Origin of the sequence: Methylobacterium sp. WSM2598, assembly GCF_000379105.1 — a bacterium.
Classification (GTDB): Bacteria; Pseudomonadota; Alphaproteobacteria; order Rhizobiales; family Beijerinckiaceae; genus Methylobacterium.
This window is the reverse complement of sequence record NZ_KB900609.1, coordinates 4,281,241-4,293,162: the sequence shown is the minus strand read 5'-3', so window position 1 is coordinate 4,293,162 and position 11,922 is coordinate 4,281,241. Positions and strand designations below refer to the sequence as shown.

7 protein-coding genes and 2 pseudogenes are annotated in these 11,922 nt (G+C 68.1%); 6 read left to right on the top strand and 3 right to left on the bottom strand.

The genetic code is table 11. From position 1 onward, the window contains the following. Positions 1-91 precede the first annotated feature (91 nt). Both MET2598_RS36980 and MET2598_RS0120420 read right to left on the bottom strand, forming a co-directional pair. Positions 92-451 (bottom strand): annotated as a pseudogene (locus tag MET2598_RS36980) (LysR family transcriptional regulator); the annotation flags it as partial. A gap of 324 nt (positions 452-775) precedes the next feature. Further along, the gene (locus tag MET2598_RS0120420) at positions 776-2,314 is read right to left on the bottom strand and encodes an alpha/beta hydrolase (RefSeq protein ID WP_018262149.1); all 1,539 of its coding nucleotides are present in this window, start codon (positions 2,312-2,314) and stop codon (positions 776-778) included. Positions 2,315-2,319: 5 nt separating this feature from the next. Here MET2598_RS0120420 and MET2598_RS43810 point away from each other — a divergent pair. The 6 genes and pseudogenes from MET2598_RS43810 to MET2598_RS0120395 form a co-directional block, all read left to right on the top strand. Continuing rightward, positions 2,320-2,457, top strand: a pseudogene (locus MET2598_RS43810) (5-formyltetrahydrofolate cyclo-ligase); the annotation flags it as partial. A 61-nt stretch (positions 2,458-2,518) separates the two neighbouring features. Next, the gene (locus MET2598_RS0120415; protein WP_236728766.1) at positions 2,519-3,178 is read left to right on the top strand and encodes a GntR family transcriptional regulator; all 660 of its coding nucleotides are present in this window, start codon (positions 2,519-2,521) and stop codon (positions 3,176-3,178) included. Positions 3,179-3,875: 697 nt separating this feature from the next. Then, positions 3,876-6,044, top strand: a complete 2,169-nt coding sequence (locus MET2598_RS0120410) for an acetate--CoA ligase family protein (RefSeq protein ID WP_018262147.1) — start codon at positions 3,876-3,878, stop codon at positions 6,042-6,044. A 673-nt stretch (positions 6,045-6,717) separates the two neighbouring features. Beyond that, positions 6,718-9,645 carry a response regulator gene (locus tag MET2598_RS0120405; protein ID WP_018262146.1) on the top strand — a complete coding sequence of 976 codons (2,928 nt, stop codon included), beginning with the start codon at positions 6,718-6,720 and terminating at the stop codon, positions 9,643-9,645. A gap of 49 nt (positions 9,646-9,694) precedes the next feature. Beyond that, the gene (locus tag MET2598_RS0120400; RefSeq protein WP_012331441.1) at positions 9,695-10,054 is read left to right on the top strand and encodes a response regulator; all 360 of its coding nucleotides are present in this window, start codon (positions 9,695-9,697) and stop codon (positions 10,052-10,054) included. 46 nt (positions 10,055-10,100) lie between these two features. Beyond that, the gene (locus tag MET2598_RS0120395; RefSeq protein ID WP_018262145.1) at positions 10,101-11,153 is read left to right on the top strand and encodes an adenylate/guanylate cyclase domain-containing protein; all 1,053 of its coding nucleotides are present in this window, start codon (positions 10,101-10,103) and stop codon (positions 11,151-11,153) included. A gap of 459 nt (positions 11,154-11,612) precedes the next feature. On the opposite strand, the gene MET2598_RS0120390 is transcribed toward MET2598_RS0120395, so the two are convergent. Then, positions 11,613-11,861 carry a helix-turn-helix domain-containing protein gene (locus tag MET2598_RS0120390; protein ID WP_018262144.1) on the bottom strand — a complete coding sequence of 83 codons (249 nt, stop codon included), beginning with the start codon at positions 11,859-11,861 and terminating at the stop codon, positions 11,613-11,615. Positions 11,862-11,922: the final 61 nt, after the last annotated feature.

Genomic DNA, 11,922 nt, shown 5'->3' with positions numbered 1-11,922 from the left:
GTTCGCCGTCATCTTCGGCGAGCGCTTCACCCGGGCCATGGCGGCCTGACGGTCAACCCGCCGCCCTCACACGAAATTCCTGACAGTCCCTCTCCGGATACGCGACGAGGAAGTCGGTGACGATCGGGACCAGGTGACGCCGGCCGAAGACCACGGGTGCGGTGGCCGACAGGTCGCCGCGCGGCACGCTGTACTCCCCCGTGGCGGCGCGCTCGGCCTCCCGCACCTGCTCGAGGATGCGCCGGGCGGCTGCCACGTAGGCGTGTCCTGCCTCCGTGAGGTCGACGCGCCGGCTGGTGCGGGTCAGCAGGCGCGCGCGCAGGTGCCGCTCGAGGTCCGAGACCTTCCGGCTGACGGTGGTGAGCGGCAGGCGCAGGCGGCGCGCGCCCGCCGAGAGGCTGCCCTCCTCCACGACGGCGAGCAGCACGGCCATCGCGTCGAACCGGTCCATCGCGCCTTCCGTGATCCGGGCATCGGCGTCCCGACGGTGCTGGATAGCCTCATCATCCGGAAGCTTCCACGCCGCGATCCTGTGCTCTCACACGTCGTGTGCCCGAGCAGCAGCTGGCAGGCGCCGATGGTGTTGCCCGCGACGCGGATCGCCGACGTTGCCCGGACATTCTGCGAGACGAAGCGGCAGGCCGCACGAGGCCACGCCCAGGTGTCGGCCCGAGCGCGTCAGAGCCCGACGCCCTCCAGGTCTCCGCGAGGTCCTCTGCCCGCCGCATGCGCGCCTCGTCTTCCGCCGTGACCGGAACGGGACGCGCGTCGAGCCTCAGGCGGCGAGCAGGGGGAACGTGACCCCGAGGGCCCAGGCGAAGGCGACCGCGTTGGTGAGCCCGCCGACCGCGGGGTGCCCCGTCCGGCGGTAGGCCCAGGTGCCGAGCACCCCGTAGATCAGGAACAGGACCACGATCGCCGGCACGATGATGACGAGGAAGAACAGCCGCCCGGGCTCGAGGGCGACGGCCAGCGCGAGCGACAGGAGGAAGGCCAGCTTCGAGGCCGGGTAGGCCCAGCGCGCGCCGCCCGCCCCGCGCGTCAGCCACTCATCGGCGAGGAAGTAGGGCAGCGTGCCCGCGAGCATGGCCAGGATGATCGGCGCCCGCCCGGCTGCCGGCACGAGGGAGGCGACCCAGGCATCGACGACGCCCCCGAGCCCCAGGACCGCGTAGAGGAACGAGGCCAGCACCGCGCCGATCAGGGCAGCCCGCCGCGGCGGCGCGGGCGCGGCTCCAGCCCGCCGCGAGCGGGCGAGCAGCAGCCCGCCGGCCGTCAGCAACCCGTAGAGCGCGAAGTGGGCCGCGACGTAGTCGGCGACCAGCACGGGCAGGAAATGGGTCGGCGCGACGCGCAGGATCAGCGGCGTCAGCACGGCCGGGCCGACGAGCAGCGCCCACAGCCGACGCCCCGCCAGTCCGGCGCCCGCGGGAGGGTCGGCGACCACCGGCAGGAGCCGCGACAGCGGCCAGGCCAGCAGCACGAACCCTAAGAGCAGGAGCGCGATCCACGGGCCGCGACGATCGAGGACGCGCGCGGCGCGCGCCGGCCGATCGAAGGCGGCGTCGAGCCAGCCCTGGGCCTCGTCCATGGAGCGCGGGCTGAACAGGACGCCGATGTGCTCGACGCCCGGGCTGAAGGCGGCGCGCCGGGCGGTGCCGAGGGCCGGGTCGCCGTAGGTCACGCCCGCCCGCGGCGGCCGCGGGGCGCTGGCGAGCCCGACCACGCGCAGCGCCTCCGCCTTCAGCCGCCCCTCCCAGTCGCCGGCGATCACGAGGAGGTTGCGCGGGCTCGTGGCCGTGGCGGTGCGCGAGAACATCGAGACGGCGATGGTGGCGCCGACATCGGGCACCTGCTGCGCGGCACGGATCACGATGTCGGAGGCCATGGAATGGCCGAGCAGGGCGACGCGCCCGTCGCCCAGGCCGCGCGCGACGGCGAGGACGCGCAGTGTCTCGTCGACCAGCGCCCGGGTCGCACCGCCCTCGCGGGTGACGTCGCCCGGGAGCGGCCGCGGGTTGCGGCCGTGGCCGGGGAAGTCGAAGGTGATCGCGACGAGGCCGTTGCGGGCGAAGGTGGTGGCGAAGGCGGCCATGAGCGGCTGCGAGCCGGCGAAGCCGTGCGCCACGACGACGACGGGCGCCGGTCCGCCGCCCTCGGGGCGATACACCGTCGCGGGGGTCGTGCCGATCACGACGCGTTCGATGCCGAGCCCCGCCTGGTGGCGAAGGAGCATGAGGAGACCGAGCCCGATCGAAGCGGCCGCGACGAGGGCGGATGCGGCGCGAACGAGGCGCCCGGACGGTCGGCTCATCGGTTCCCTCGCGCGTCGGCGTCGGCTTTGGCCTATCACGCCTCGGAACGATCGGCCCTCAGCCGCATGACGTTCCCATGGACGTTATCGTGACGGAGGAAGGTGTCTGGCCGCAGACGGCTTGGCCATATCAGTTGGGGTAGGGTCGGATCCATGTCACACAGTGTCCGGACTGATGGCGCCTCGGCGGGCTCGGAAGCAAGTTTGCGCGATCTCGTCTACAAGGCTTTGATGAGCGCAATCAGCGAGATGGGCATCTATGATCATCCAGGCGAGCCGCAACTTCATGAGCATGAATTATCACATATTCTCGGTGTCAGCCGCACACCTGTTCGAGAGGCCCTGGCGATCTTGGAGCACCAAGGATTCGTGCGGTGCAAGCCGCGACGGGGCGTGTTCGTCATCAAGAAGAACAAGCTCGAAATTGTCGAGATGGTCTACGCCTGTGCTGGGTTGGAGAGCATGGCGGTCCGTTTAGCATGCGCGAAAGCGACGGAGGCGCAGCTCGGAGCTCTTTGTGCAAGCTTCGGCGCCTTCTACGAGGCAGATCCTTCCAGCGGATATGACCGGTACTTTGAGGCGCGTTGGCGGTTCTGTCGCCATGCCGCCACCCTCGCGCAATGCCAAGAGATTCAATCCATGCTTGATCATCTCCTGCTGCATCTGCGGAGCGTTCACGAGGTCATATTTCGCGGAAACGTTGATCTCAGTTATTTGAGGTCTGCTTACGTGGCCATCATCGCTGCGATTGAGCAGCGGGACGCTGAGCGTGCGTGCCAACTCGTTCTGGAAAGAGGTTTCAGGTTCGCTCGAGACATCGAGGGCTGCGCCGACTTTCCGCAGTCGCTCACGAAGATCGATTAGGTCTTGGCAGATGCCATCGCCGGGCCGGAGAGGGCGGGTCACCTCTCCGCGGATGGGAGGCAGCGATCTTCGTGTTCGGGGATCTCTCCGCTCTCGCCGTCGACGGTGAAGCGTCTTGTCTCAACACGGCGCCACCGCCAAGCTATGGCGCGAACTTTGCGGCGAGCGCGTCTTTCTTCGAACCGTCGACTTCGTGTCGGCCATCGACAACGCGGCGGCCGAGGGCGCATGGAATCGCAATTGGTATATTGCATGCCAACGGAAAATGAGACATCGTTCGCCCCTGGTCGTTCGGGAGGGATCCTGGGATGCCATGTGGAGGAGTGCGGCCGATCGGGCGAGGGTGCGGCGTTCGCCGAGGTGCCCTCGCGTGCGGGTGACGATCCCGATGGCGGTCCGCCGGATCGCGTCGTCCCGCGGCAAGCGTCTGACCGCGGGCAATGCCATCCGGCTCGCGGCGCGCTCAAGCGACGTCAAGCGGTCGCCCCTGCTCGGCGAGATCGCCCGTTCCGCCGCCATCGGAGCGCCTGCTCCGGCTGCGGCGGAGAGGATCAGCCCCGTACGGCTCCGCAGACCTGACCGTACAAGCACAGCCGCACGACTTCGCGGCGAATGATGAGTAGAGGTTCCGTGACCCTGACCCAACATCTGATCTTTGTCAGGGAAGCATCACGGCCGAAAATCGGGAGGAACGACGATGGCCCAATCGGCCCAACAACGCTCGGTCCACGACACGCCTGCTGACAGCAGGATTGCAGTCCGTCAGATCCTGGATCGTGTCAAAGCGGACGGGCGCGACGCGCTGACCGCTCCTGAAGGCCGCATCGTCTGTGACGCCTACGGCATTCCGGTGCCGAAAGAGGCCGTGGCGACCTCAGCGCAGGATGCTGTGCGGGCGGCAGAGAGCATGGGATTTCCCGTCGTCCTCAAAATCGTCTCCCCTGACATCCTGCATAAGACGGAAGCGGGCGGCGTCATGGTCGGCCTCTCCTCCGCGCAGGCCGTGGCGCAGGGCTATGAGACGATCCTGGCGAACGCGAAGCGCTACAAGGCCGATGCCCGCATCGACGGCGTGCAAATCCAGCAGATGCTCGCAGGGGGCACCGAGGTCATCGTCGGTGCGGTCACCGATGGCTCCTTCGGCAAGCTCGTGGCCTTCGGTCTCGGCGGAGTCCTGGTGGAGGTGCTGAAGGACATCACGTTCCGGTTGGCCCCTGCGACCCGCGACGATGCGCTCTCGATGCTCGATGGCATTCAAGCGGCCGAGATGCTGAGAGGCGTGCGAGGAGCAGACCCGGTCAGCCGCGAGGCGCTGGCCGACATCATCGTCAAGGTCTCGCAACTCGTCACCGACTTCCCGGAAATCGCGGAACTCGATCTCAACCCAGTCTTCGCGACGGCGCGCGACGCGACTGCCGCGGACGTGCGGATCGTGGTGGATTTCGCGCAGCGGCCCGAGCTGCGGACGCGGTCGCATGACGAGATCGTGGCCAGCATGAACCGCATCATGCGTCCCGATACGGTGGCGGTCATCGGCGCGTCCGCAGAGGAGGGCAAGATCGGCAATTCCGTTATGAAGAATCTCATCAACGGAGGCTACAAGGGTAAAATCTATCCAATCCACCCGAAAGCGGACACGGTTCTGGGTCTCAAGGCCTACAGGTCGGTGAAAGACGTGCCCGGGCCAGTGGACGTCGCCGTGTTCGCGATTCCTGCCCAATTCGTCGCCGCGGCGCTCACCGAGTGCGGTGAAAAAGGTGTAGCAGGGGCAGTTCTGATTCCGTCCGGGTTTGCCGAGACCGGAAATGAGGCGGGGCAGCGCGAGCTCCAGGAGATCGGCCGCCGATATAATATTCGCCTCATGGGCCCGAACATCTATGGCTTCTATTACATGGCCAAGAGCCTGTGCGCGACCTTCTGCACGCCGTTCGACGTGCAAGGCCAGGCCGCCTTGTCGTCCCAGTCCGGTGGTATCGGCATGGCCATCATCGGCTTTTCGCGTTCGACCAAGATGGGCGTCTCGGCCATCGTCGGGCTCGGCAACAAGTCCGACATCGACGAGGACGATCTGCTCACGTTCTTCGAGCAGGACGACTCAACCCAGGTGATCGCGCAGCACTGCGAGGATCTGAAGGACGGCCGCAGCTTCGCGGAGGCGGCCCGCCGCGTCTCGAAAAAGAAGCCCGTCATCGTGCTGAAGGCCGGCCGCACCTCGGCGGGCGCTCGGGCCGCAAGCTCCCATACGGGGGCGCTTGCCGGAAACGATAAGATCTACGAGGACGTGTTCAAGCAGTGCGGTGTCATCCGGGCGCGCTCGCTGCGCCAGCTCCTCGAATTCGCCCGCGGTGTGCCGGTTCTGCCGACGCCGAAAGGCGAGAACGTGGTCATCATCACGGGTGCGGGCGGGTCCGGCGTGCTCCTGTCCGACGCGGTCGTCGACAACGGCCTGTCGCTCATGGCCATGCCGGACGATCTCGATGCAGCGTTCCGCAAGTTCATCCCGCCCTTCGGAGCAGCCGGCAACCCTGTCGACATCACGGGCGGCGAGCCCCCGGTCACCTATCAGAACACCATTCGTCTGGGACTCGAGGACGAGCGCATCCACGCGCTCATCCTGGGCTACTGGCACACCATCATCACGCCGCCGATGGTCTTTGCGAGGAATGTGGTGGAGGTCCGCGACGAGATGCGCGCCAGGGGCATCGAGAAGCCGATCGTTGCCTCGCTCGCGGGCGACGTGCAGGTCGAGGAGGCCTCGCAGTACCTCTACGATCACGGCATTCCAGCCTACGCCTACTCGACCGAACTGCCCGTCGAGGTGCTGGGCGCGAAGTACAAGTGGGCGCGCGGCGCGGGTATCCTCTAGAGCAACGCCCGAGCACGGCGCAATCGGACGCTGCTCCCGGTCGTTGATCGGGCCGCATCGTCTTCGACGAACCGGCATTCGTGTCGTCGGAGAATGCTCTGAGCAAGAGTGGGGCGCCGCCGTGCTTGGAGCACGGCGTGCCGCCCCGCCCGCTCACGGCGGGATCGGCGCGGCGAGATGAACGAGGGTTCGGCCGGACCGAGGTGGCATCCTCACCAAGTCCTTCGCAGAAATCTCGCGCGCTCGTGAACGGGCGAGATGCGCCAGTACCGGACCTCGGATCTCGGCCGGAAGTCGTTCTCGGCGTCGCGCCCGATCGCGGTCATCCAGCGAACGTCGAGGACGATTCCGAAGCCCGATTGCGCCCGCGCCCTGAACCCGGTCCCGCGCGCTGGCTTCTCGCGGCCAGACGTTCGATGCAACCCTCGTGACGATGATCAGGCCGTGGGATGCCGGCTTCAGAGCCGGCGGAATCTGATCTGGCCGAAGCCGCCTGGCCGCGCTGCGCCCAGTGTTGCTGTCCTCCGGCAGTTTCCACCTCACTTGATCCGGAATTTGCGTCATGCAACGGTGACGAACAAAAGAGCAGGGTGGCGACGGGCGTGGCGCGTGTCCGGCCTGGGACAAGAGGTAGGGACACTGGAGGCACGCCGCCGAGAGGATGGCTCGACACATGTCCCAAGCGCCGATCGGAACGCCGCACGAGCGATCTCTCGGAACGGGCGCCGCGCCCCGCGGCGAGGGGTTCCTCGATGCCGCCGGGGTCGCCAAGCAGAAGCTGATCGAGGCGATCGAGAGCAGTTCCGAAGGCTTCGCGCTGTTCGATCCCGACGACCGCCTCGTCCTCTGCAACGATCACTTCCGGGATTTCCACCCGGGTCTCGCGGAGGTGATCGTTCCCGGCGCGTCTTTCCAGACGATCGCCCGCGCCGCCGCTGAATCCTGCATCGTGCACAAGGAAGGCACGACCGTCGAGGCGTGGCTCGCGGAGCGGATGGCTCATTATCGAGAGCCTCGCGGATCCATCCTCCAGCAACGCGTCGACGGGCGCTGGGTGCAGGTCAGCGAGCGCAAGACCAACGACGGCGGCGTCGTCGCCGTCTACACGGATGTGACCGAGATCAAACGCGCCGAGCAGGTCGTGCTCACGACACAGGGCAGGCTGACCTACCTCTTGACCGCCTCCCCGTCGATGATCTGCAGCTTCGAGGTGGGCGGTCGGAACGCGCCCACGTTCATCAGCGAGAACGTGCGCGACCTCCTGGGCTACGAGCCGAGCGATTACATGGCCGGGCCGGAATTCTGGCTGGACCGCCTCCATCCCGAGGACCGGGACCGGGTCCTGTCCGAATTCCCACGCCTGCTCCAGCAAGGGCACAACGTCATCGAGTACCGGTTCCTGCGCGCCGACGGCACCTACCGGTGGGTGAGGGACGAGCAGCGCCTCCTGCGGGATCCTCATGGAGAACCGGTCGAGGTCGTCGAGTCCTGGAGCGACATCACCGAGCACAAGGAGGCCGAACTCGCGCTGCAGAGGCAGACCGCTTTCGTCGAGCTGCTGCAGGCCGCGGCAACGGCGGCCAACGAGGCGTCCACGGTCGAGGACGCCGTGCGGTTCTGCCTGGACCGCGTCTCGCAACATGCCGGCTGGCCGATCGGACACGCCTACGTCGTGGCCGAGGACGGAAGCCGCACGCTTGTCCCGACCGGCATCTGGCACTGCGACGCGCCGGAGCGGTTCGCGCGGTTCCGCGCCGCGGCGGCCGGGATGCGCATCGGCGCCGGCACGGGACCTGCCGGCCGCGCGCTCCTCTCGGGAGCACCGGAGTGGATCCTCGGCGATCCGTCCTCGCCCGACGATCCGCGCGCCGCCGCGGCGGCGGCGGATGGGCTTCGGGCTGGCTTCGGGTTTCCCGTGACGGTGGGGCGCGAGGTCGTGGCAGTCTTGGAGTTCTTCGCCTGCGATGCGCCTCCTCCGGACCCGGCCCTGCTCAGGGTGATGACCAATATCGGTGCGCAACTGGGGCGAGTGATCGAGCGCAAGCGCGCCGAGGAGAGCCTGCGGCAGGCCAAGGAAGCGGCGGAGGATGCGAGCCGCGCCAAGAGCAGCTTTCTCGCCAATATGAGTCACGAGCTGCGCACTCCGCTCAACGCGATCATCGGCTTCACCCGGCTGGTGATGCGCCGGGCCAAGGAGGCGTTGCCGACGAAGCAGTTCGAGAACCTCGAGAAGATCCTGGCGAGTTCGGAGCACCTGCTCTCGCTGATCAACAGCATCCTCGATCTCGCCAAGGTCGAGGCCGGGCGCATGGAGGTGAAGGCGTCCGAGTTCGCCCTGGAGCCCGTGCTCGACCTCTGCCTCAGGACGGTCGAACCCCTGATCAAGAGCGAGGGCGTGCGTCTCGTCCGGGACGTCGAGGATCCGCCCACGATGCTCCGGACGGACGAGGAGAAGCTCCGGCAGATCCTGATCAACCTCCTCAGCAACGCGATCAAGTTCACGGAAGCCGGATCGGTGACGCTGCGTGTCCGCTCGGCCGGCGAGCACGTCGAATTCGCGGTCACGGACACGGGTATCGGCATCCCCGAGGAGGCGCTGAGCGCGATCTTCGACGAGTTCCATCAGGTCGACAACAGCGCGACCCGGTCCCACAGCGGGACCGGGCTCGGTCTCGCGATCAGCCACCGGCTGGCCCGGCTGCTCGGCGGCCACATCGACGTCGAGAGCCGGGTCGGGCAGGGCTCAACCTTCACGCTCAGCATCCCGCCGCGGATCGCCGGCGCGCCCGAGATGGCACCGAGCCTGCCGGAGCCGGCCCCCGCCGCGGCGGCCGTGCCCCGGTCGGGGTCCAAGCTCGTGCTCGCGATCGATGACGACCCGAACGTGGTCTACCTGCTGCAGGAGAACCTCGCCGATGCGGGCTACACGGTGACCGGCGCTTCGAGCGGCCAGGACGGGCTGCGGATGGCGCGGGAGCTGCAGCCGCGGGCGATCACGCTGGACATCATGATGCCTGGCACGGACGGCTGGCAGGTGCTGCACGCGCTCAAGACCGATCCGCAGACCCGCGACATCCCCGTCGTCCTGATCTCGATCGTCGATCAGAAGGAACTCGGCTTCCGGCTCGGGGCGACGGACTACATCGTGAAGCCCTTCGAGCGGGAGGCCCTGATCGGCGTGCTGGCGCGCATCGCCCCCGGCAACGAGCGCGTCCTGGTGATCGACGACGACCCCAACGTGCCCGACCTCGTCCGCCAGTTGCTGGATTCCGAGCACTGCACCGTGGACTGGGCGGCGGACGGCGCCGCCGGCCTTGAGCGCATCGCGCAGGCCCGCCCGAGCGTGATCCTCCTCGACCTGCTCATGCCACGGATGGACGGACTCACCTTCCTCGACGCGCTCCAGGCGGATCCGGTCGCTCGGACCATTCCCGTCGTCGTGCTGACGGCCGCGTCCCTGGACTCGGTGGAGCGCGGCCTGCTGCGAGAGCGCGTGCTCGGCCTGATCGACAAGCAGGGCCTCGACCGCGCGGCCCTCATCCGCGAGGTTCAGCGCGCATTGCCGCTTCCGGAGCCCGCCGCCGTGGAAGGCAGCCGATGACCTGTCCGGAGTTCCGCGCCGAGCAGCCCGTCTCCTTCAGGAACGTCACATGAAGCGGATTCTGATCGTCGAGGACGTCGCGCTCAATCGCGATCTGCTGACGCAGCTCCTGGAGGACGATTACGATCTCGTCGTCGCGGTCGACGGCGCCGCGGGCGTCGAGATGGCGCTCACCCACCAGCCCGATCTCATCCTCATGGACCTGTCCCTGCCCCTCCTCGACGGCTGGGAGGCGACACGATGCATCAAGGCGAACGCGGCCACCGCAGGGATCCCCGTCGTCGCGGTCACCGCCAACGCGATGAGCGGTGACGAGGAGCGGGCGAAGGCGGCAGGCTGCGATGACTTCATGACGAAGCCCATCGACGAGGACCTGTTGTTCGCCAAGCTGCGCCGTTGGATGGGGTGAGTGCGGTCGGGGCCGGGCATGTTCCGGCCCGGAGAGAGGGAGACCCGTGGAGCCAGCACGCATCCTCATCGTCGACGACGAGCCCTTCAATCTCGACCTCCTCGAGCAGGAGCTGGAGCTGCTCGGTCACACGAGCGTGCGCGCCGCGAACGGTCGGGCCGCCCTCGACCGGCTGAATGAGGAGCCGTTCGACCTCGTCCTGCTCGACGTGATGATGCCGGCCCTCGACGGCTACGCCGTGCTGGAGCGGATGAAGGCGCACGAGGCTTGGCGCCACACGCCGGTCGTGATGATCTCCGCCCTCGTCGAGATCAACAGCATCGTTCGGTGCATCGAACTGGGGGCCGAGGACTACCTGCCCAAGCCGTTCGAGCCGGTGCTCCTCGAGGCCCGCATCCGATCCTGCCTCGAGAGGAAACGCTTGCGGGACCGGGAAATGGCGCATCTTCGGACCATCGAACGCGAGCGCAGGCGCGCCGACGAGCTCCTCCGCGCCATCCTGCCGGTCTCGGCGGTGGCCGAGCTGATGGAGACCGGTCAGGTCAAGCCGCGCCTGTTCGATGATGTGGCGGTCCTCTTCATCGATCTCGTCGGCTTCACGGCCTGGTGCCATCGGCAGACCCCGGACGTGGTCGTCGCGGAGATCCAGCGCTTGGCGGAGGCGTTCGAGATCGTGGCGCACGAGCACGGGCTGGAGAACATCAAGACGATCGGCGACGCCTTCATGGCCACCGCCAACCTGCTGCGTCCTCATGCGGATCCGGTCGAGGCGGCCATCCGGTGCGCCAGCGGCATGGTGGCGGTCGCGGCTGCCGGCGCGCCGGGCTGGCGGCTCCGGGCCGGCATCCACATCGGTTCGGTGGTCGGCGGCATCGTGGGCCGGACGAAATTCACCTTCGATCTCTGGGGGGACACGGTCAACGTCGCCGCGCGCCTCTCGGGCCTTGGCGGCGGATGCACTCTTCACCTGTCACGCGAGGCTTTCGCCCGCTTGGCTGACCAGCGCGCCGTCAGACCGATCGGCAACGTCATGCTCAAGGGAAAGGGCGAGATCGAGGTGTATTGCCGCGTCCTCACCTCATCGGATGAGGGAAATTAGCCCGTTCGACAATTTCGTTCTCCCCAGATCCTGGACGCGCGCGAGCAAGAGTGCCGCGGTAGAGGATGAAGACTGGGAAGCAGGTCTCTGCGTGGTGGCGGCGAATGGGGTCAACGCGAAAGTGAGATCGAACCCGGGTCGGCGTGTCCAGGTCGCCGTCCGGCCTTCTCCGAATCGGGCGGGCCGCGCAGGCCCGTGGCCCGCACGGTCTCGCCGAGATGCACGTCGGTTCCGCGCCGCCGCACGAGGTCACGGCGGCGTCGCCTGGAGGTTCGGTCCCGCAGAGTGGTGCGACTGCTGCCGCATGGAGGGACGCGCGAAGCGGCAGGCTCTCCGCGGCAGCGCCACGACGACTGATCCGGGATCCGGTTGATCACAGCGGCTCCCGTCTCACGAGCCCGCGCGGCGCCTGAGCGAAGCCCGAATCCGCCCACCCCGGTTCTTGGAGCGTGTGCGCCCTCACGGACCGGCAGGCGCGTCCGCGTCCCGTCCACGCATGTAGGCCTGCGGGCCGCACCCCATCGCGGTGCGGAACGCGTAGACGAAGGCCGAGGTCGAGCCGTAGCCGAGTTCCATCGCCGTCTGCGTGACGCCGAGGCCTCCGCCCATCAGCTCGATCGCCTTGAACAGCCGCAAGCGCCGCCGCCAGGAGCGCAGGCTCATCCCCAGCTCGGCCTCGAAGTGCCGGGCCAGGGTCCGCCCCGACATCCCGAGGTCGCGGCCCCACGCCTCCGGACCGCGGCGGTCGGCCGGCGCCGCGTAGAGTGCG